Below are 20,383 nucleotides of genomic sequence, written 5' to 3' on the forward strand. Positions count from 1 at the left end.
GAATTTCTTGATCGTTGCGATGCGGGCCAGTCTTAGATCGCCGGGATCGGCCGTGGTTTCGAGCAAGGAGCTGACCAGGGCCGTCATCATCGACCGGACGACCGGTTGGAGATGCTGCATCTCCTGCGCTATGGCTGTCCGCTGCCAGCCGGACAGGGCTGGCATGATCAGCCCACGTATTAGGGGGTTTGCCCTGATGTCGCCCAGCCCCTGGAGCCGTTTGACTGATCTGTCGTCCAAGCCCAGCAGGCCTCGATCGAATCGGACCCGCACCGCGCTTAAGCCTGCCGGCGCATGGAAGTTGCCCGGCAGGGAAAGATCAAAGAACCTGGCCGTTCCGGGAGAGACGGCCTCGGAGCGTCCCGAGAAGCTGAACTTGTCACACGAAGTCCTGAAGTACACGAGCCAGTCGCTCGGCCTTGTATCCCCGTTCCAGTAGCAACTGGCGGGTTCATTCGTGACGTCAACAAGGCTGAACCCGGTGCAATCGAGGCTCATGGCGGTCGGATTGAAACCTGGACGCACGAGCCTTTCGGTTTTTTCCAGCCGAACAGGAGCATCAATGGCGCTGCCGTACCAGCTCCGCCAATGTTCGAATTTTTCCTCGGGCTTCAGCCCGGGGGGAACACTGTAGCGTCTGATCTGGCCGTGCGGTGACGCGTCCGGACCGCCGGCAACGACGTTGCCGCGAGATATGTTTTCCATGGGCTTGGAACCTTCCAGCCGAACCGAGACTCAATGTGCCAGCATGCAGCAAAAAGATTGAGTACGTTCTACGAACACCTAGTTCATCTGTTCGCTATCGACCCTCAAAGAACAATGACGTTCCAAGACAGTCATAGACTCCGGGCGGGCCAGGGGTGCCACGCTTGGCCGAAACGAGTCGACCATCCTTCCGACGGTATAGAGAGCCCAGGGCGCCACGACATAGCCCGTGTTCTGCCGTGTTCTGCACGGCGCCGTCCGGGTTCCACGAAGCGTCGTATGGGCCACAACGGCTACTGCTTGAAGGCGGCGTCGAAGGATGTGTTCGAGGCGGGAAAGTCGAACTTCTTCAGGGCGGCGAGGGCCTCCGGTGCTCCATGAAGCCGGTCCATGCCGGCGTCCTCCCATTCGATAGAGATGGGGCCGTCGTAGCCGATCGCGGTGAGCGCCCGGAAAGAGGATTCCCACGGCACGTCGCCGCGGCCTGCGGAAACGAAGTCCCAGCCTCGGCGCGGGTCACCCCAGGGCAGGTGCGAGCCCATCACGGTGTTCCGGCCAGTGGGCCGCAGCTTGGTGTCTTTGCAGTCCACGTGGTAGATCCGGTCCCTGAAATCCCAGATGAAAGAGACTGGGTCGATGCCCTGCCACATGAAGTGGGACGGGTCCCAGTTCAGGCCGAAGGCCTTGCGGTGGCCGATCGCCTCAAGGGCGCGAACGGTGGTCCAGTAGTCGTAGGCGATCTCCGAGGGGTGGACCTCGTGGGCGAAGCGGACCCCGCATTCGTCGAAGACGTCAAGGATGGGGTTCCAGCGGTCCGCGAAGTCCTGGTAGCCGGCTTCGATCACCTTTTCCGGGACGGGCGGGAACATCGCAACGTACTGCCAGATGGAGGATCCGGTGAACCCGACCACCGTATCGACCCCGAGGGCCTTGGCGAGCCGGGCGGTGTGTTTCATTTCCTCCGCGGCGCGGGTGCGGACGCCTTCGGGGTCGCCGTCGCCCCAGACGTGCGCACCGACGATGGCTTCGTGGCGGAAGTCGATGGGGTCGTCGCAGACGGCCTGGCCCTTGAGGTGGTTGGAGATGGCCCAGACTTTGAGGTTGTATTTCTGAAGCACTGCGAGCTTGGACTCCACGTAGCCGGGCTCGTCCCAGCGCCAGGCGTCCAGGTGGTCACCGGAGACGGCAATTTCCAGGCCGTCGTACCCCCAGCCGGAGGCCAAGCGCGCGACTTCGTCGAAGGGCAGGTCGGCCCACTGGCCGGTGAACAGGGTGTAGGGGCGGGGCATATCAGGCTCCTTCGGGACGGTGGCGGGGTCGAGGCTCGAAGCCGATGGCCCGGTAGCACTCGTCGACCAGCTCCATGGTCTGGACGGCGTCGTCGCTGTCGGTGGGCATCGGAACTCCGTTGCGCACCAGTTCGGTGAACGCCTCAAGCTGATAAGTGTAGGACGACCGGGTTCCGAGCTGCTCCACACGCTCTCCCGCGGCTGTCTTCACGAAAAGACGGTCATCTGTGTGCGGGAGAACGAAGTTCGCCACCGTCGCCTGGCCCTTGCTGCCGACGATGGAGTAACTCATCTCCCGGCCCTCCGCCGCCATGTGGCACCGTGCCGATGCAGTCACGCCCGAGGGGTACTCCAGATCGGCATCGACCCACTCGTCCACTTCCGGAAGTCCCGCACGTTCGCCGCCGCGGGCAGCGACGAGCCGGGGCTCACCACCCGCCCACGGAGCTATCGCCCGGACGGCGTGGAGACTGTAACAGCCCAGATCCATGAGGGCGCCGCCGGCGAGGGCCAGCGACCAGCGCGGGTCATCGGGTGCCGGAGCGGGGATCCTCATGATCGTTTCGACCCGCTGGAGTTCCCCGAGTTCACCGGAGCTCAGCAGTTCGTGAAGCCGTCGTGTCACCGGGTGGTAAAGGTAGTGGAAGCCGTCGACGACGGCGACGCCCGCGCGCTTACCGGCGTCGCGCACTTCCCGGGCCTCGGGAGCGTCGGCCGCGAAGGGTTTCTCCGACAGGACGTGTTTTCCGGCCGCAATGGCAGCCAGGTTCCAATGTGCGTGGAGGCCGTTGGCGAGGGGGTTGTAAATGGCCTCCACCTCCGGGTCGGAAATGACGTCGGCATAGGTCTGGTGGACCCGTTCGACGCCGTGCTGCTTCGCGAAATTGTCCGCGCGCCCGCGGTCCCGTGCGGCCACGGCGACCAGGCGTGCGCCCGTCAGCTTGGCGGGCTCAACAATGGAGGTTGGGCTTATGCGGGATGCCCCCAGCACCCCGATCCGGAGCGGATCCGTCATGTCAGGCTCCCTCGTCAACGGGCGACGCCAACTGGATAAGCGTGCCTTTTGCAGCCGCGCTTTCCTCCACCGCGGCCAGGATCCGCTGGACAGCAAGTCCGTCGTCGAACGACGGCGACGGTTCGGCCCCGCTGTTGATGGCCGTCAGGAAGTCCCGAATTTCATGAGTGAAAGTGTGCTCCCAGCCGAGAATGTGGCCCTGCGGCCACCAGGCACCGATGTATGGATGCTCGGGTTCATTAACGAGGATCCGGCGGAACCCCTGTTCCCGCACGGGCACGGTGGCGTCCAGGAAACGAAGTTCGTTCAGGTCCTCCAGATCGAACACGAGCGAGCCCTTGTCACCGTAAATCTCCAGTTTGAGCGAGTTCTTCTGCCCCGTGGCCACCCGGGAAACCTCAACCGAGGCGACCGCCCCGGAGGCCAAAGTCAACGTGGCCCAAGCAGCGTCGTCGACCGTTACTTCCTCCAGCCCCTCCGTCCCCGGGCGGTGCGTCGTGAAGGTGTGCGTCCGCCCGGAAACCTCCGTGACGTGGTCACGCAGCAGGAACAGCACCTGGTCGATCGCATGGGAGGCAATGTCGCCCAGCGCTCCGGAGCCGGCCGCTTCCCGCTTGAGGCGCCAGCTCATGGGCGACTCCGGATCCGCCAGCCAGTCCTGTAGGTACGCTGCACGCACGTGCCGGACGGTTCCGATACGGCCTTCGGCGATGAGTTCCCGCGCCAGGGCGAGGGCCGGGACGCGGCGGTAGTTGAAGCCCACCATGGACTGCACGCCTCCGGCACGGGCCTCGCCTGCGGCCGCGGCCATGGCTTCGGCTTCAGCCAAAGTGTTGGCCAAAGGCTTTTCCACGAGAACATGCTTGCCTGCGGCGAGCGCGGCGACCGCGATTTCCGCGTGGAGCCAACCCGGGGCACAGATGTCCACGATGTCGATGTCCTCGCGGCGTATGACCGCGCGCCAGTCCGTGGACGACTCGGCCCAGCCGTACTTGGCGGCCGCGGCAGCAGCGCCGGCGGAGTTCCGGCCCACGAGGACTTTCTGCTCCAACGGGGGGACGTCGAAGTAGCTGGCGACGTTCCGCCAGGCATTCGAGTGGGCCTTGCCCATAAAGGCGTAGCCGATCATTGCCACGCCAAGGGGCCGGGGTGTGGCGGCGCTTCCCACGGAAACCGTCACTTCACGGCACCGAAAGAAAGTCCGGCGACCATCTGGCGCCGCAGGATGATCATCAGGACAAGAATCGGCGCGACGATGAGCGTGGCGGCTGACGTGATGTTGCCCCAGTCGGTTCCGTACATGCCAGTGAACTGCTGTAGGCCCACCGGAGCTGTCTTGGCACCGCTGCGGGTGAGCGACAGGGCGAAAAGGAACTCGTTCCAGGACAGGACGATCGTCAGCACCGCTGCTGTCGCAACGGATGGCACCAGCAGCGGCCAGATGATCCGCCGCAAGATATTCCAGCTGGAAGCGCCGTCCACCATGGCCGCCTCCTGGATCTCGTACGGGAGCTGCAGGATCGAGCTGCGGAGGATCCACACCACGATCGGCAGATTGAAAGCGGCGTAGGGGACGATGAGCACAGGATAAGTGTCGATGAGGCCAAGACGGCCGGCGAAAACGAAGATCGGGATGACCGCGACAATGGGCGGAAACATGTAGGTGGAGAGAATCCAGGAGGACAACCCCTTCCGCGCGCGGAATTCCCTCATCGTCAAGGCGTAGGCGGCCGGGACCCCGACCGCGATGGCCAGCAATGTCGCGCCAAGGCTCACTACCGCGCTGTTGAGCAGGAGTTGCCCGAAGCTTTCGGATTTTCCGCCGCCGGCCGAGAGGACCGAGGCATAGTTTTCAAGGGTCGGTGTAAACAGCCAGGCCGGCGGAATCTGGTTCGCCAGACCGGCCGGCTTGACAGAGGTGACGAACATGAACAGCAGTGGCACCAGGCCCACAATGAGCCAAGCCCAAAGGAACGTGCGGCCGATGATCACTCGAGCAATCAGGCCTCGCCGAACGGATGGTGAAGTGGTTGTCATTACATTTCCTCAGGATCGGACTGGCGCCCTATGACGCGCAGCATGATCGGTACCAGAAGGGAGAGAATGATCAGGAAGATCACGCCCAGGGCGCAGGCCAGGCCCACGTTGAAGCTTTGAAGTCCGACGCGGAAGATGCCGAGATTGATAATTTCGGTGGACTCGCCAGGGCCTCCGCCGGTCAGGATCTTGAATGCGTCGAAGGTCTTGAACGCCTGGATGGTGCGCAGGACCGCCGCGATAGCAATAAAAGGCATCATCGCCGGCAACGTGATGTGGCGGAACATCTGCCAAGGAGTCGCGCCGTCAACCAGCGCGGCTTCCCGTGGTTCCGCGGGCAGCGACTGTAGTCCCGCCATCAGGATCAGCGCGATGAAGGGCGTCCATTGCCACATGTCCAGGATGATGAGAATGATCCAGGCCGAAGTCGGGTCACCCAGAAGATCGATCCCCCGGGGGAATCCGAGGTAGCCCAGGTAGTAGCCAACCCATCCGTAGTTCGGGTTAAGCAGCTGCTTGAAGACCATCGCAGCGACAGCAGGCGTCACCGCGAAGGGCAGCAGCATCAGCGCCGCCCCCACTTTGTTGGCCGTCGTCTGGGCCGCCAAGGGCAGCGCCAGCGCAAACCCGAGCAGCATCTCAAGGGTGACGGCAACTGCCACGAAGGCGAACGTAATCAGGAACGCATGGCGGACTGAGGCGTTCGTGACTGCCTCGACAAAGTTGTTCAGCCCCACGAATTTTCCGGCGCCGCCGAGGATCTTGTCGTTGCGGAAGGCCGAGTAGAAGATGAAGATGGCCGGAGCGACCGTCATCAGCAGCAGGACGATCATGGAGGGTGCCATGTAGGCCCAGGGGGCCGACCTTCTTTTCCACGACGGGCGCTTCCCGCCGCGCGGAACGGTCGGGTTGTGACCGTTCTCGCGGCGGGAAGGCCGAGTCTGCAATCCAGCATCGGAAACGACTGCTGTGGATTTCATGATTGGTGCTCCTTGGAGAACGTTGATATCACTCAGTAGCCTGCAGACTTAAGGAGGGTGGAAACCTTGCCGGATGCGGTCTTCAAAGCGTCCTGGGGCGAGGAGGAACCCGTAGCCGCATTGTTCACGGCTACAGCAACCTCGTGGCTGACCTCGGTGTAGTTGGTCAGGCGGGCCCGGCCCACGCCTACCTCAAGCGATTTCCCGAGGGTCTCGTAAAACGACGCCATCGGATTGTCGCTCTTGATGGAGGAGTAGACCGAGGAACGGCTCGGGTGGAGGGACTTCGCCGTCATCGCCGTCTGCTGCTCTGCGGCAGTCAGCCAGCTGATCGCCTGGTAGGCCCATTCCTTGTTCTTCGAGTTCTTGTTGACACTCAGCATCCAGGTTCCAAAGTGCGGCCCTGCTGCTTTCGCTTTCGGCACGGGGGCATATCCGATGGTGCCCCCCTTGACGTTGTCTGCCAGTTTGAGGTCGTGGTAGTTGATGGTCATGGCGGTGAGTCCACTGTCGAATGACTCGGCGGTGGTGCCCCAGTCGGCGGAAGTGCTGCCAGGCGGTACATGGCCGCTCTGCGCCAGTTTGGAGTAATAGTTCAAGGCCTCCACACCTTCCGGCGAGTCGAAGGAGAGTTCGAGATCCTGGTTGACAAGGGTGCCGTCGCCGCCGAAGGACGCCAGGAGCGTTTTGAAGTCATCGGTCGCCCAGTCGCCTACACCGGCCATGACCGTCGTGCCGAAGAGCTTCTTGTCAGGCTGGGTGAAGAACTCGGCTGCCTGGGCGTACTCGTCCCAAGTGGTGGGCACCTTCAGGTCCTTGCCGTACTTCGCCTTGAAGTTGGCCTTCTGCTGCGGATCGTTGAAGAGATCGCTGCGGTATGCCAGGACGGCAACATTCGATTGGATGGGAAGCCCGTAAACGTCGAACCCGGCGTTCTTGATCGCGGAGACGTCGGGCTTGGCCGTTTCGTCCGCGTACCGCTTTACCGGCGACTCGGCGTTGTAAACAGCTGTGTCATAAAAGACCTTGGGAACGAAGTCACCCACGTTGGATTCGGGGATCTCAGGGTTCAGGTCCTTGTTTTGAAGGTAAGGACTCAGTGGTTCCAGATTCTGCACCAGGGCAGGTGCCCAAGGCGTGTCGACGACCACGACATCGTAGTAACTGCTGCCCGACGCAAACTCGGAAAAGACTTTCTGTTGTAGAGCGTCATACGGCTGGTTGTCGATCTTAAGATCGATGCCGAACTTTTCCTTGAACTGCGGGACAAGAGACGCCACAGCAGCGCTGTTGGCCTCGTCGGTGGTGTACAGCATCTTGAGTTCGGCCGGTTTCGCAGCGCTGGCGCTGGGGGCCGGGGAGTTGGACGTGCACCCCGTTGTTAGCAGGGCTGCCGTGGCGACGACGCCAAGCCCCGTAACCAGGCGAGATTTGGCCACTCGACTTTGAGTTTTGAACATGTGCCTGTCTTTCGTATCCGGACGTCGGCCCTTGGAACACAGCCGGCATGCTTCCCGTTCGTGCGGACGGTGATCCGTCTCACAACAGACTAGGAGAACTTTTGTCTACGGTCAAGCAAAAGTTGCGCGGACTTTTGTATGCGTCTTGACATAGGCTGTGTGTCCGATGTCATACTCGATACAGGCATCCGGACTAAACCACAGGGCGGGCCGTAAGGTACCGGCCGGCACGCCAACTCAGCGGGCAGTGCTCACCGGGACAAAGATGACAAGAAGGAGTCGCGTAGATGCGTGCAGTAATTCTTCCGGGGGACAAAAAGGTCCTGGTTGCAGACCGTGAACGGCCGGAGCCGGCATCCCATGAAGTCTTGGTGGAGACCCGTGCCTCTGCAATCTGCCGGAGCGATATGAGCCTTTACTATGGCAACCCGATCGTCGGAGGAGACGCCGCCGGGACTGGAGACGTCGTGCCAGGCCACGAGGCCGCAGGGGTAGTGGTGGCGGTTGGAGAAGCGGTCAGTGGCATCCGTGTGGGAGACCGCGTCGCGGCTCATCTTGCTGTCGGGTGTGGCCACTGTGAGTACTGCGGCCAGGGTTACTCGATGCTGTGCGCCGAATGGAGTTGTTTCGGGTTCGACTTCCCCGGAGGGGACGCTGACTATTTCACCATTGCGGCCAGGAATGCTCTGCCGCTGCCTGACCACTTCAGCTTCAAAGCCGGCGCTGTCATGACCGACATGATCGGCAGTCAGTACCACGTGCAGAAAAAGATGGGAGTCAGCGGCAACAAGACCGTCGCCGTCATTGGCCTCGGCCCCATGGGGTCGGCGGCCGTTCTCGTAGCCAAAGCCTTCGGTGCCCGCGTGATTGCCGTCGACATCCTCGATGAGCGTTTGCAGCAAGCGCGTGCCCTCGGCGCGGACGACGTCGTGAACAGTAAAGATTCGGACGCCGTCGAAGCGATCCTCGCCATGACCGGCGGCCGCGGAGTTGAGGCGGCAATCGACTGTTCCGGCAACCCGGCGGGCCAGAACACCGCTTTGGACGCCGCGGCGAAGCTGGGATGCGTTGCTTTTGTCGGCGAGTCCCGTGCCACACAGATCAACCCCAGTGACCAGGTCATCCGCAAACTCCTCACCGTGGTCGGCGGTTGGTACTTCCCAATCGGTGAATGGCAGGAGATTCTGCGCTTTGTCGACGACAACAAGGTCGACGTCGAAGCGATTATCAGCCATGAATATTCACTGGAAGATGCCGAGCAGGCCTTCGGCGCCTTCGACCGGCGTGAGACCGAAAAAGCCGTATTTGTGTGGAGCTAACCCCGCACCCGGCACCTAGGAAAAGGACAAGCAACATGTTCCGCTATACCGCAGAGATCCTCCCGTACCACGACATGTCCCTTGAAGAGGCACTCAGAGACCTAGCTGACATCGGCTTTAAGGAGGTCAACCTATGGTCTTCGGCGGCTCCCTTGGCTCATCACGTCAACCCGGGGGACGACCCCGGAAAGATCCGCGACCTCCTCGATAAGTACGGAATGAAGCCTTCCGGTCTCACCGTCTATGGAAAGAACCAGGACGAGATACTGGAACGCGTTGAGTTCGCTTCCCAGTTGGGGATCGACACCGTCATCTTCGATTGCGAAGCAAACTACCCGGACTTTGTCGGGTCCTTTCTGCCGCCGATAGTGGAAGCAGGGGCCCGCGCAGGTGTGCGGATTGCGGTTGAGAACCACCTGACGGTTCCCTTTTCCGCCGACTTTGAAGCGGGGGGCAACGAAGACAAACGGTGGGACGAGGGTGTCGACACGTTCGCCCAGATCAAGCGCCTCGTGCGCGACATCGACGACCCTTACCTGGGCGTCTGCCTGGCGCCGCCCCACCTGTGGGTCATGCAGGAGACGATCAGCGAGGTCATCACGTTCCTGACCGAACGCAAGAGGCTTTTCTACTACTACATCTGGGACGTCGACCGCGGCTACCGCCACGGTGTGGATGGCTTGAACTTCGGGCCCGGCGAGAAGCAGCTGCCCTCACCCGAGGGGACACTGGACCACAGATTCCTGCTGTCAGAACTGCACCGCGCAGGATACCAGGGCGCCGCCAGCCTGAAGTGCCACGGAACTCACGGGTGGAGCCTGGAGAAGATCGGCCGTGAGCTCCGGGCTTCGGATGCCTACGTCCGCGACGCCTACAATGCATTAGCCACGTATGGCGACCGTGAGCGGCGCCAATAGTCGCGGGCAGAGGGCTCGCGGGTTCGGAAACTTCGGGCTGGTCTCCGGTTAACGGACGCAGGGCGACTTTTGGTTTGATGGTAGAAGGAACTCAAGCAGCGGTAAGCCCGGGTCATGAGGGTTCGACGACAAAAACGGCTCCCGCAGGCGCGAGGAGCCCCAGCAGTAAAGGCCTTTGATTACCTTGACGCAGACGGTGGCTGACGGAGGCCGCAAATCTCCACGCACGAAGGTCACAAAACCGACGCCAGGATTCGGTGCCAGCGAACTCTTTCAAATATTAAGGGATGGACGGCCGCGGACACGTTCGGAGTTGTCGGCAGCGACTGGCTTTGCGCGCTCGACGATCACTTCCCGCATAGATGAGCTGATTGACACTGGTTTCATTGCCCCGGTGGGAGATGCTGCGTCGACCGGCGGCCGGCCGTCGGCGCTGGTGGCTTTCAACCCGGCAGCGCGCCTGGTGGCAGCGGCGGACATCGGTGCCACCCACGCGACGGTGGCCTTGCTCGACCTGGCCGGGAGTACCTTGGCCAAGGTCACGGGAGAAATCCAGATCGCAGCAGGGCCGGAGCCTGTCTTGGAAAGGCTTGTGGAGACGGTCAATGCCCTCCTGGACGGGCTGGGGCGGGAGAAGGATGATGTCATCGCAGTGGGTATCGGCCTTCCCGGTCCGGTGGAGCACTCGTCCGGAAAGCCGTCGCAGCCGCCGATCATGCCGGGCTGGAACGGCTTCGATGTTCCACGCTACATCCAGCGCAGCTACGATGTGGCGGTCCTAGTGGACAACGACGTCAACATCATGGCCCTAGGGGAGCGCGCGGCGGCTTGGCCCGAGGTCGACAACATGATCTTCCTCAAGGTCGCGACAGGCATCGGATCCGGCATCATCAGCAGCGGGCAGTTGCAGCGCGGTGCCGACGGTTCGGCGGGCGACGTCGGGCACATCTCAATTGCGAGGGCAGCCGGCATCGCCTGCCGCTGCGGCAATGTCGGATGCCTCGAGGCAGTCGCCGGCCGACCTGCCATCGCAGCGGCCTTAAGGGCGGAAGGCGTCGAGCTGGAGCGGGACGGGGATGTTGCCGCCCTTGTCCGGCAGGGCAACCTCCTTGCGGGCCAAGTTGTACGGCAGGCCGGGCGGGATATCGGTGAAGTTCTCAACATGTGCGTCAGCATCCTGAATCCATCGCTGATCGTCATTGGCGGCTCCATGGCTGACGCGAGCGAACAGCTGATTGCCGGGATGCGAGAGGTCGTTTATTCGCGGTCTACCCCGCTGGCGACGCAACACTTGTCGATTGTTCAAGCCCGAACCGGGGCCGACGCCGGCGTCATTGGGGCAGGCATCATGGCTATCGACTACGTTCTTGCCCCGGAAAACCTGGACGCCTTGACCGCAACTTATTCGCGTTGACGAGCGGGTATTTCCACCCCAAAACGCTCTCCGCGTGGAAGCCCTGGGACAGTACGACATAGACCGGGCAGGTAATCTGCGAGACGACCGCGATCGGGGCGCTCAATGTCCGGTGGCGGAGAGGCCTGTCGGAGCTTCGGAAGAACCATCCCACCCACACACCCCTTATCGGGCAGTCCCCGTTCTCGCTTAGAAAGTTGATGTCGAGGCTCGTCGGGGACAGTCGCCTCTCGCGGTGACACGGTGCGCTACTTAGGGTCCGAAGGCTCCCTTCCGGGTCTGCCTATTTCGGCATTGTGATCCCCAGCCTTGCCATGCGGCGGTAGATCGTCGCCCTGCTGATGCCCAGTTCTGCTGCGGCCGCGCTTACGGTAACTCCGTGCTTGGAGAGACAGCGGACGATCTCGTCGCGTTCCACCGCCTCGATCCGACTCAGGTGCCGGCCGCTCCCGCCCAGAAGGTAGGCCGGCAGATGATGGACGTCGATGGTCTCTGTCTGGACAGCGGCGGCGTGGATGACGGTGAAAAGCTCGTCAATGTTGTCCGGCCAGCTATGGGCGATCAATGCCTTTTCCACGGCGCCAGTGAAGTGGATTTCCCGCAGGCGGGTTTGGCGGGCGGCGTACCTGGCCAAGTGCAGGACATCCTCGCCGCGTTCCCGCAGAGCGGGAACAGAGATCACCGTGTCGACCATGGAGGCCAGGGGTTGCGGGATACCGTCGTGACTCGCAGCTGTGACGGCCCACGCGAGCGTTGGCCCGCTCCCGCTGTGGGGTAGGGGAAGCGACCGAACTGCGTCCTGGGCCCGGGCGTGGAGCTCTTGCGCTGCCCACGCGGGCAGCAGGTCTACGTTTTCGACTATGACAGCGGTTGCCGGTTTGGCCAGTTCAGGGGCCCACAAGGACAGCCAGGCGTCGACGTCGGCCGGGGCGGGGGCGGCCGCTGAGATGATACGGCTCCCGGGGTGAATTTGCCGCAAGGCCTGGGCCAGCAGAGTTGCGCGCCCCGTACCCTGCTCCCCTACGGCGGCAGCTACTCGTCCGGCCGCCAGGGCCTCGGTCGCCTGGTCGAGGGCGTTCGTCCAGGCCGACGACATTTTGCGGACTGTTCCGGCTGCCGGCTCGAGTTTGCCTCTCTGGATGCGGAAGACGCCGCCCTTTGGTCCGGGTCTTCCCTTGCGGCCCTGTGACCTTGCGAGCATCAGGGCCGAGGTGTTGCCCGCAGCTGATTCTGCTAGCGCCAGGAGCAATTGCGGGGACGAGCGGGACCACGTAGTGATGTTGACACTCCCCTCCAGCAATCCGCTGACCGGGTCGAAGACAGGGACTGCCGCGCAGGTGTAGGTCCGGAGGCTGGCACTGTAGTGTTCTTCCGCGCGGACAAGGGTCGGGATGCGGTCCGCCAGCGCCAATCCCATGCCATTGGTCCCGGCCTCCCTTTCGGAGAATGCGAAACCCGGCGCCAGATGGACCTTGTCGAGCGCCCGCAACAGGGAGGTGTCTCCGCTGAAGCGGTTCAGGAGCAAACCGTTGGCATCGGTGAGCATCAGGCTCAAGGGTTCGTTCGCCAGAGTTCCGTGGAGTCCTCTGAGCACTTCCTGACCGCACTGGAAAAACAGGGAGTCAGTCCCCGTGGAACCAGCCCACATCGGATCCACTTCTTCGGCGGAAACACCGTATTCCTCGCTCCGTTGCCAGGAAGCGAGGAGGCGTTTGGCAGAAGTGTCGAGCTGGCCGGCGTAATCATGCGCCAGGCTGACAGTCCCCTCGTCCTTGTTCGGCATCATCGCCGTCCTCCTCGTCTCCCTACTTCGAGGTTACGTTATCTCGCGATCCCAAGTGGAGGAGGGCCGTCTCAAAATGAGACACACACCACATGTTGACAGCTGTTCGACCAGCCTAGTCTCGATGGTGTCGCGACTACGGCAGTCGCCAGAAGGAGACCGGACATGTATAGCAAAGACGGCGAAAACTACTTCATTGTTGACGCCCACGTCGCATTGTGGGACGCCCGCCCGGAAAACCAGCGGAATATCCATGGCAAGCAGTTCATCGATTGCTTCTACGACTACCACCGCAACCTCGGCCCGGACGAGGAACACTGGTCCTACGAGGAATTCCTTTACCAGGGCGGCGAACGCCTCATGAAGGATCTGTTCGAGGACGGCTACGTCGACCACGCGATCTTTCAGCCGGCCTACCTCGGCGCGTTCTACAAGAACGGATTCGCGCAGGTGGAGGAGGCGTACGGCCTTGCCGCGGCGAATCCGGGCAAGCTGACATACAACCACTGTTATGACCCCCGCGATGGTGAGGCAGGCCTTGACCGGCTCCGCGCGGACCACGAGAAGATGCAGTTCAAGGGGGTCAAGCTCTACACCGCTGAATGGCACGGAGAGTCCCGCGGCTTCAAGCTCTCGGACCCCTGGTCCTACCGGTATTTCGAGGAGTGCCGCAAGCTCGGGATCAAGAACGTCCACATTCACAAGGGTCCTACTGTCCGCCCGCTGGACCGGGACGCTTTCGACGTCGCTGACGTCGACCACGCCGCTTCCGACTTCACCGACCTGAACTTTGTGGTCGAGCACGTCGGCCTGCCCCGGCTGGAAGACTTTTGCTGGATCGCTACCCAGGAACCCAACGTTCATGGCGGCCTGGCCGTCGCGATGCCCTTCATGCACACCCGGCCGCGGTACTTCGCCCAGATCATCGGCGAGCTCATCTATTGGATCGGGGAGGACCGCATCCAGTTCTCCAGCGACTACGCCATCTGGTCACCCCGCTGGCTGATTGAGCGGTTCGTCGACTTCCAGATCCCGGGAGACATGACCGAATACGCCCCGCTCACCACTGCCCAGAAGAAGAAGATCCTGGGACTCAACGCCGCGAAAATGTACGACATCCCGGTGCCCGCAGAGCTCCAACTCCCCGACGCGGACGAGACAAAGACAGGGCCGCGACAGCCCGAACGCGCCGACCTGGCGGGCGTCCGGTGACAGCTCTGCACGTCGATCCTGCAGCTGAAACCCGCTGGGATGTGACCGAGGAGGACGTCCGCCGTGCCTTGGACTCGGTTTTCGACCCGGAACTGGACGAACCGATCACTGATCTTGGCTTCGTTCGTTCCCTCAAGGTCCAGGCCGGTGTCGGCGGTGCACGGGTGGAAGTTCACCTGCGCCTGCCCACCTCCTTCTGCTCGCCCAATTTCGCCTATCTGATGGCGTCCGACAGCAAGGACGTGATCTCGGCGCTGCCGACTGTGACGCAGGTGGTCGTCGAGCTGGACGATCACCACGACTCCGACCTCATCAACGCCGGGCTGGCCGCGGAGGCAGGGTACCGCGGCACTTTCCTGCACGAGGCTGAGGACAGTCTGGAAGAGCTGCGGTGGACGTTTCGTCGCAAGGCTCACACCGCTGCAATGGAGCGATGCCTTACTGATCTCCTGCGTGCCGACGCAAGTCTCGTGGAAACGGAGCTGGGAACCATTCGACTCTGGGACCTTCCGGCTGGAAGGAACAAGGAAGCGCTGCTGCGCCGACGGTCAGCGCTTGGCTTGCCCGAGGCGGCGGATTCGATTGTCCTAGTTAACCACGAAGGGCACCCTTATCCCCCTGATGCCGTTCCGATGGCACTGCGCCGGGCCCGCTCGACCCGCATTTCCATTGACGGGAACGCGCATTTTTGCCGGGGTCTGCTGCGCACACGCTATGAAGGATCCGGCGCAGACCAGAGCGGGCGGCCCGATGGCGCCGAGCCCGCAGACCACCACGAACTACTTCCGCTAATAGTCAAGGAGATTCACCCATGAGCACCATGCGAGCCGTCCAGGTCGTTGGCTACCACAACGGCCTGAAAATGGCAGAAGTGCCGGTCCCCGAAGTCACAGGCCCGTATGATGTCGTCGTCAGAATCGGGGGAGCCGGGGTTTGCCGCACGGACCTGCACATTCTCGAGGGCCAGTGGGCGGAAAAATCCCAGGTCCACCTGCCGTACACCATCGGCCACGAGAACGCCGGATGGGTGCACGCAGTCGGTAGCGCCGTTACCAATGTGCAGGAAGGCGACAAAGTCATCCTGCACCCCCTCATCACGTGCGGTCTGTGCCGTGCCTGCCGTTCCGGGGACGACGTGCACTGCGAGCAGAGCAAGTTCCCGGGTATCGACACCAACGGCGGATACGCCGAATACCTCCTGACATCCGCCCGCTCCGTCGTCAAAATCGACGACTCCCTGGAACCCGCAGACGTCGCCGCCCTGGCCGATGCAGGCCTTACGGCCTATCACGCGGCCGCTAAGGCGGCCGAGCGGCTGACCCCGAGGGACACATGCGTTGTCATCGGCGCCGGAGGGCTCGGCCACATCGGAATCCAAGTCCTCACAGCGCTAACACCGGCCCGCATCATCGTGGTAGACCGTAACCCTGCCGCCTTGGACCTGGCGAAGAAGATCGGAGCACATGAGGGCGTCCTGGCTGACGGGTCACAGGTCGAGCAGGTCCTTGCCCTCACCGGCGGTCATGGAGCGGAGGCACTTATCGACTTCGTTGGCGAAGGAGGGGCGACCGCTCAAGGCATCGCCATGCTGCGCCAGGCAGGGGATTACTACGTGGTGGGCTACGGCGAGAACATCGACGTCCCTACCATCGACATCGTCTCAGCCGAGATCAACATCATCGGCAACCTCGTCGGCTCCTACAACGACCTTCAGGACCTGATGGCCTTGGCGGCACGGGGTGCCGTCACCCTTCACACCCAGAAATACGCCCTCGACGACTTCCAACAGGCGATCAGCGACCTCGACGCGGGCAAAGTGCGCGGCCGGGCCATCCTCGTGCCCTGACGAACAAACCGGGGCTCGACGCATCAACAGATAGAGGGTATCGGCGTTAAACCGGTATAGCCCGCCGGGACCGGTGGCGGGGTGGCCAAGTTGAGTACTGGTCACCCTGCTTCAGGACATTGAGCAGGGACATGCCCAAGCGGTGGCTTGTTTCATAGGGCTCCATCCGCCTGGTCAGTGCAGACCGACGAAGACCCGCTCATCGAAGATCGTCAGCCACAGCAAGACGGCATAGTCGGTGTCCAGCGCCGGGATCACGCCGGCCGCAATGAGCTGATCGAGTATCCCCGTCAGGAGCCGGTGATACGAGGAGCTCAGGGCATCGCCGCGCTGGCGCCGTTCCAGAATTCCTTCGGCTGTGCGGATACACATCGTTGCACTGGCCCAGGGCAGCTCCAGTCCAACCAAATTTCGCAGACCCGATGGAGGAGATCCAAACCGGTTTGTTGCTCCGTCAATTTTTCAATCCCGCTGATCACCCGATCGAAAATCCGGTTGTAGAAATCGGCCCTCCCCACAAGGGGATGCCCCCGGATCCGCAGCAGAGAACCGCATTCGGCGCCGAACGCTTACGTATAGAGGAGACCATCATGAAGGTGGAAGATTTTCAGACCCCAGCCGCACACCCGGACCCCGCGGGCGCTGTGGATGCAGCGTCCGGGATAGCCGTTCTCGAGAGTATCGCCCAGCGGGTTCGCTGGACCGCCGCGGCCATCGTGGATGCCGCCAACCGAGGACGCCCCAACACCAGCGGCATCAAAGTCGGCGGACATCAGGCCTCCAGCGCCTCGATGGTGGAAATCATGACCTCCCTGTGGTTCTCGGAGCTGACCGCGTCGGACCGTGTGTCCGTCAAGCCCCACGCCTCCCCTGTCCTTCACGCCATCAATTACCTCCTAGGCGACTTGGATGAAGACAAACTCAGCACGCTTCGGCAGAAGGGCGGCCTGCAGAGTTACCCCAGTCGGTCCAAGGACCCTGACACGGTGGACTTTTCCACCGGGAGTGTGGGCATCGGGGCCACGGCCACTATTTGGGCGGCTATGTCGCACCGCTTCGTCAGCGACAGGTATGCTGAATCCCGCATATCCGGTCGCTTCATCGGTCTGCTGGGCGACGCCGAACTGGACGAAGGCGCCATCTGGGAGGCTGTCGCCGACCCAACCGTCTCGCAACTCGGCGAATTGCTCTGGATCGTTGATTTGAACCGGCAGTCCTTGGACCGGGTGGTACCTGACTCGCAGATCATGCGTCTGCAAGGCATGTTTGAAGCCGCCGGCTGGCAGGTCCTAACCCGGAAGTGGGGGACCCGTGTGCAGGAACTCTTCACCCGGCCCGGCGGTGCGGATCTACACCGCCGGCTGGAGACCATGCCCAACGAGGAATACCAGCGCCTGCTCCGCTCCCCCGATTCGGAGGTCTTCGACCGACTGCGTGCCAGCGGTTCGACCCCGGCCATGGAAACCCTGCTCGGTTCGCTCACGGCCGCGGAACAGGCTGCGGCGGTACGTGATCTCGGCGGACACGACATCGGACTGCTGCTCGACACCTACAACCAGGTCGACCCCGCCCGGCCCACCGTCATCTTTGCCTACACGATCAAGGGCCGCGGCCTTGCCACCGAAGGACATCCGAACAACCACTCAGCACTCCTGTCCAAAGATCAGATGGAAACACTGGCGGAGATCTCCGGAGTGGACCTTGACGATCCATGGCGCAAGTTCCAGCCGGGCACCGTCGAAGAACGGGCCTGCGCCCGGGCATCCCTCCGGCTCAAGCGCCGGCACCCCGATTTGGCCCCGCCCCTCCAGATCCCGGTTTCCCTGCCATGGGGCTACGGCGACAGAATTTCCACCCAGGCCGCACTAGGACGGTTCCTGTCCGACCTGAAACGGGCAGCGCCCGAGGTGGCCCACCGTGTCGTCACCTGCAGCCCCGACGTTGCCTCCTCCACCAACCTCGGCGGCTGGATCAACAAAACCGGAGTCTGGTCCGTCGGTGAACGCCAAGACTGGTTCGCGGACGACGTCGGACGGGTCCTCCGCTGGATTGAAAACTCCCTTGGCCAACACATCGAACTCGGCATCGCCGAGACCAACCTTGTGGGTCTCGTCTCCGAACTCGGAACGACCTGGAGCCGCTGGGGCCAGCCGTTGATTCCTATCGCCACCATCTACGACCCATTCGTGGCCCGCGCCCTCGAGCCGTGGTCCTTTGGCATGTACGCCGGGGGCCAGTCCATCCTGATCGGGACGCCGTCAGGGGTGACTCTGGCACCGGAGGGCGGCGCGCACCAGTCCCTCACCACTCCGTCCATCGGCTTGGAACAGCCGGAGTGCACAGCTTGGGAGCCAGCCTTCGCCCAGGATCTGGAATGGTGCATGCTGGAAGCCATGAGCCGGATCGGCATTCCCGGAGGACGCTCGGCCTACTTCCGGCTCACCACCCGTCCAATGGATCAGGCTCTGGCCGCCATGCCGACGGATGCGGTGCTGTTGGAGCGGCGCCGCAGACACGCGGTGGCCGGCGGTTACCGGCTGAGCGATCACGACCCGGTCGAGGACCGCGTCACTCTGGTCGGCGTCGGGGCAATGATGCCCGAAGTCATCGCCTCGGCAGCGCGGCTGAAGGCACTTGGCATCATGGCCGGCGTCGTCTGCCTCACCAGCCCTGATCTGGTCTTTGAATCGCTCCAGCGCCGCAACTCGCTAGGCCAAGGAACCAAGGCACTTGGATTCGACATCATCGACGGACTCTTTCCACGACATGCCCCCGCGCCCCTCGTCACGGTCCAGGACGGACACCCCCACACATTGTCCTTCCTGGCCGGGGCCCGAGGCGACCGGACAGTCTCCCTGGGAGTGAAGGACTTCGGGCAGTCCTCCGATCTACAGGACGCTTACCGGATCCACGGCATCGACGAAGCATCCATCGTCAACGCGGCGCTGAACCTCGTTCGTTAACTTCGACCGTCTAACGGCACGGGGGCGGAAGGCATTCCGTCTGCCGGCTCAACAGGAGCGGCTGCGTCCGCGCTGAACTGGTCCGCGGAAGTTGGACTGGCTGACTAATCCCGAAACGCGGGGGCTTGGGGCCGGTATTCGACCGGACCCAAGCCCTCGAATCACCGGGGCGCCCCGCTGATTCCGACGACTTCGCCCAGGACGGTGCACCATTCCACCCGGGTGTATGGGCGCGCCGTTTTGGATTGCCGGCGTCTTTTTCGGTCCGGGGCCCCGTCTGATGTTCTGGGGTGTCGCTGCCGCGATCGATCTGGACGGCCGTGTGCTGGCTCACCGGTTTGCCGGGACAGAAGGCCGAAGGAAGCCACAAATCGCATGTACCGCGAATTCACTGCTTTGGAGCAGCCGCTACGGCCTTCCTGCTACTGCTCAGTTCACACCTGCGGCCAGTTCTTGCGCACTCCTAAGGTATCGGGAAGTGACGATCCGGCGCGCCCCGGCGGTGACGGCGCCCCCGGCCGCGTAGAACCAGTTGGCCGGAACCCCGAAAGCGGTGACTTTGATCAGCACGAGACCCTGTTCGTCGAGCGAAATTTCGAACGATTCCTCGCCGCGGACCGGATGCCCGGGCAGGGTCCCGTAGCCGAATCCCGCGGACTGCGGCCCGCCGCCGGCTACGGGTCGGCGCACCCACACCACCTCGCAGGGCGCGTTGATCCGGAACGGGCCGACGCCGAACCCGCTCACCACGCGCGTCCCCGGGCGCACGACGCCGGACTCCGCCCGGACGCGCAACCCGGCGCGCTTGTGCAGCTGCCAGGTCAGCAGGCCCTGCACCGCCCGGCGGTAGGCGGCTTCACCGTCGCCGACGTAGGCCTGGGTGACGAGGCACTCGATCCCGTCCGGCAGGGCGCCGGTCTCGGTGGCGCCGATCCCCGCATAGTTCAGCTCGCCGCCGGCAATCCGCGGCCCGGTCACGGCTGCGCCTCCCCGCGGGCCAGCCGGGCCCAGCCGAGCTGCTCCTGCTGGCGGCGGCTCAGGCCGGCGACCACAAGGTCGTAGGAGTCCTCCACCATGTCGCGGACCATGGAATCCGGCAACGAACCGTCCAGCCGCACCCCGTTCCAGTGCCGCTTGTTCAGGTGCCAGGCGCCGGTAATTTCCGGATGCGCAGCCCGCAACTGTTCGGCGAGCGCGGGTTCGCACTTCAAGCTCACGACCAAGTCCGCGGGGTCCAGTGCGGACAGGGCGAACATCTTGGCCTCGTGCCGCGCCCCGCCGGGCACCGCGGCGCGGACCTTGAAGACCGCGGTATCGGGGCCGAACGGATAGTCCTCGAAGGCGCCCGGGAAGCCCAGGCAAATCCTGCGGAGTGCTGCTGCGTCCATGCTCCCAGCCTAGCCCGGCCGTCAGCGCAGCTACCGGCAGTGGTCGCCGTCGGCG

18 protein-coding genes are annotated in these 20,383 nt (G+C 63.2%); 7 read left to right on the forward strand and 11 right to left on the reverse strand.

All coding sequences use genetic code 11. The features are described 5' to 3' along the window. The 7 genes from AC1DBD_RS06255 to AC1DBD_RS06285 form a co-directional block, all read right to left on the reverse strand. Positions 1-705, reverse strand: a 705-nt coding sequence (locus tag AC1DBD_RS06255) for an AraC family transcriptional regulator (RefSeq protein WP_476981656.1), incomplete at its 3' end; no start/stop codon positions are given. A 293-nt stretch (positions 706-998) separates the two neighbouring features. Beyond that, on the reverse strand, positions 999-1,994 hold the full coding sequence (locus AC1DBD_RS06260) for a sugar phosphate isomerase/epimerase family protein (protein ID WP_476981657.1): 996 nt from the start codon (positions 1,992-1,994) through the stop codon (positions 999-1,001). 1 nt (position 1,995) lies between these two features. Next, complete coding sequence (locus tag AC1DBD_RS06265; protein WP_476981658.1) at positions 1,996-3,009, reverse strand: Gfo/Idh/MocA family protein; 1,014 nt, start codon at positions 3,007-3,009, stop codon at positions 1,996-1,998. 1 nt (position 3,010) lies between these two features. Further along, entirely contained in the window at positions 3,011-4,138 is a 1,128-nt protein-coding gene (locus tag AC1DBD_RS06270; protein ID WP_476981897.1) for a Gfo/Idh/MocA family protein, read from the reverse strand. A 47-nt stretch (positions 4,139-4,185) separates the two neighbouring features. Further along, a complete protein-coding gene (locus tag AC1DBD_RS06275) occupies positions 4,186-5,046 on the reverse strand; it encodes a carbohydrate ABC transporter permease (protein ID WP_476981659.1) in 861 nt (286 codons plus the stop codon). After that, the gene (locus tag AC1DBD_RS06280; protein WP_476981660.1) at positions 5,046-6,026 is read right to left on the reverse strand and encodes a carbohydrate ABC transporter permease; all 981 of its coding nucleotides are present in this window, start codon (positions 6,024-6,026) and stop codon (positions 5,046-5,048) included. The genes AC1DBD_RS06275 and AC1DBD_RS06280 overlap by 1 nt, the downstream gene beginning before the upstream one ends. Positions 6,027-6,058: 32 nt before the next feature. Further along, complete coding sequence (locus AC1DBD_RS06285) at positions 6,059-7,465, reverse strand: ABC transporter substrate-binding protein (protein ID WP_476981661.1); 1,407 nt, start codon at positions 7,463-7,465, stop codon at positions 6,059-6,061. A gap of 308 nt (positions 7,466-7,773) precedes the next feature. Between AC1DBD_RS06285 and AC1DBD_RS06290 the strand changes: the two genes are divergently transcribed. From AC1DBD_RS06290 to AC1DBD_RS06300, 3 genes are all read left to right on the forward strand, one after another. After that, positions 7,774-8,805, forward strand: coding sequence for a zinc-binding dehydrogenase (locus AC1DBD_RS06290; RefSeq protein ID WP_476981662.1), 1,032 nt, complete (start codon positions 7,774-7,776; stop codon positions 8,803-8,805). 35 nt (positions 8,806-8,840) lie between these two features. Next, positions 8,841-9,722 (forward strand): sugar phosphate isomerase/epimerase family protein, encoded by an 882-nt coding sequence (locus tag AC1DBD_RS06295; RefSeq protein WP_476981663.1) that lies wholly within the window; start codon positions 8,841-8,843, stop codon positions 9,720-9,722. Between the two features lie 313 nt (positions 9,723-10,035). After that, entirely contained in the window at positions 10,036-11,136 is a 1,101-nt protein-coding gene (locus AC1DBD_RS06300; RefSeq protein ID WP_476981664.1) for an ROK family protein, read from the forward strand. Positions 11,137-11,419: 283 nt separating this feature from the next. Here the strand turns inward: AC1DBD_RS06300 and AC1DBD_RS06305 are convergent, their stop codons facing one another. Further along, complete coding sequence (locus AC1DBD_RS06305; RefSeq protein ID WP_476981665.1) at positions 11,420-12,922, reverse strand: AAA-type ATPase lid domain-containing protein; 1,503 nt, start codon at positions 12,920-12,922, stop codon at positions 11,420-11,422. 162 nt (positions 12,923-13,084) lie between these two features. On the opposite strand from AC1DBD_RS06305, the gene AC1DBD_RS06310 reads away from it, so the two are divergent. The 3 genes from AC1DBD_RS06310 to AC1DBD_RS06320 are packed head-to-tail and all read left to right on the forward strand — an operon-like array spanning position 13,085 to position 15,977. Continuing rightward, entirely contained in the window at positions 13,085-14,131 is a 1,047-nt protein-coding gene (locus tag AC1DBD_RS06310) for an amidohydrolase family protein (RefSeq protein ID WP_476981666.1), read from the forward strand. Then, positions 14,128-14,946 (forward strand): iron-sulfur cluster assembly protein, encoded by an 819-nt coding sequence (locus AC1DBD_RS06315; protein ID WP_476981667.1) that lies wholly within the window; start codon positions 14,128-14,130, stop codon positions 14,944-14,946. Before AC1DBD_RS06310 ends, AC1DBD_RS06315 begins: the two co-directional genes overlap by 4 nt. Next, a complete protein-coding gene (locus AC1DBD_RS06320) occupies positions 14,943-15,977 on the forward strand; it encodes an NAD(P)-dependent alcohol dehydrogenase (RefSeq protein WP_476981668.1) in 1,035 nt (344 codons plus the stop codon). Before AC1DBD_RS06315 ends, AC1DBD_RS06320 begins: the two co-directional genes overlap by 4 nt. Positions 15,978-16,151: 174 nt before the next feature. On the opposite strand, the gene AC1DBD_RS06325 is transcribed toward AC1DBD_RS06320, so the two are convergent. Next, positions 16,152-16,349: a hypothetical protein gene (locus tag AC1DBD_RS06325; protein WP_476981669.1), complete on the reverse strand. Its 198-nt coding sequence runs from the start codon at positions 16,347-16,349 to the stop codon at positions 16,152-16,154. A gap of 218 nt (positions 16,350-16,567) precedes the next feature. On the opposite strand from AC1DBD_RS06325, the gene AC1DBD_RS06330 reads away from it, so the two are divergent. Beyond that, positions 16,568-18,940, forward strand: a complete 2,373-nt coding sequence (locus AC1DBD_RS06330) for a transketolase-like TK C-terminal-containing protein (protein ID WP_476981670.1) — start codon at positions 16,568-16,570, stop codon at positions 18,938-18,940. Between the two features lie 429 nt (positions 18,941-19,369). Here the strand turns inward: AC1DBD_RS06330 and AC1DBD_RS06335 are convergent, their stop codons facing one another. Together AC1DBD_RS06335 and AC1DBD_RS06340 are read right to left on the reverse strand one after the other, a co-directional pair. Next, positions 19,370-19,918: a DUF1990 family protein gene (locus AC1DBD_RS06335; protein ID WP_476981671.1), complete on the reverse strand. Its 549-nt coding sequence runs from the start codon at positions 19,916-19,918 to the stop codon at positions 19,370-19,372. Then, on the reverse strand, positions 19,915-20,328 hold the full coding sequence (locus AC1DBD_RS06340) for an MmcQ/YjbR family DNA-binding protein (protein WP_441417908.1): 414 nt from the start codon (positions 20,326-20,328) through the stop codon (positions 19,915-19,917). Before AC1DBD_RS06340 ends, AC1DBD_RS06335 begins: the two co-directional genes overlap by 4 nt. Positions 20,329-20,383 lie beyond the last annotated feature (55 nt).

This window comes from Arthrobacter sp. 10T419 (genome assembly GCF_056394105.1).

Bases quoted from the DNA above. Each gene is read 5' to 3' on its own strand.
- AC1DBD_RS06290 (WP_476981662.1), top strand. From the start codon at position 7,774: ATGCGTGCAGTAATTCTTCCGGGGGACAAAAAGGTCCTGGTTGCAGAC.
- AC1DBD_RS06265 (WP_476981658.1), bottom strand. From the start codon at position 3,009: ATGACGGATCCGCTCCGGATCGGGGTGCTGGGGGCATCCCGCATAAGC.
- AC1DBD_RS06310 (WP_476981666.1), top strand. From the start codon at position 13,085: ATGTATAGCAAAGACGGCGAAAACTACTTCATTGTTGACGCCCACGTC.
- AC1DBD_RS06295 (WP_476981663.1), top strand. From the start codon at position 8,841: ATGTTCCGCTATACCGCAGAGATCCTCCCGTACCACGACATGTCCCTT.
- AC1DBD_RS06280 (WP_476981660.1), bottom strand. From the start codon at position 6,026: ATGAAATCCACAGCAGTCGTTTCCGATGCTGGATTGCAGACTCGGCCT.
- AC1DBD_RS06340 (WP_441417908.1), bottom strand. From the start codon at position 20,328: ATGGACGCAGCAGCACTCCGCAGGATTTGCCTGGGCTTCCCGGGCGCC.
- AC1DBD_RS06270 (WP_476981897.1), bottom strand. From the start codon at position 4,138: ATGATCGGCTACGCCTTTATGGGCAAGGCCCACTCGAATGCCTGGCGG.
- AC1DBD_RS06330 (WP_476981670.1), top strand. From the start codon at position 16,568: ATGAAGGTGGAAGATTTTCAGACCCCAGCCGCACACCCGGACCCCGCG.
- AC1DBD_RS06325 (WP_476981669.1), bottom strand. From the start codon at position 16,349: ATGTGTATCCGCACAGCCGAAGGAATTCTGGAACGGCGCCAGCGCGGC.
- AC1DBD_RS06320 (WP_476981668.1), top strand. From the start codon at position 14,943: ATGAGCACCATGCGAGCCGTCCAGGTCGTTGGCTACCACAACGGCCTG.
- AC1DBD_RS06305 (WP_476981665.1), bottom strand. From the start codon at position 12,922: ATGATGCCGAACAAGGACGAGGGGACTGTCAGCCTGGCGCATGATTAC.
- AC1DBD_RS06275 (WP_476981659.1), bottom strand. From the start codon at position 5,046: ATGACAACCACTTCACCATCCGTTCGGCGAGGCCTGATTGCTCGAGTG.
- AC1DBD_RS06260 (WP_476981657.1), bottom strand. From the start codon at position 1,994: ATGCCCCGCCCCTACACCCTGTTCACCGGCCAGTGGGCCGACCTGCCC.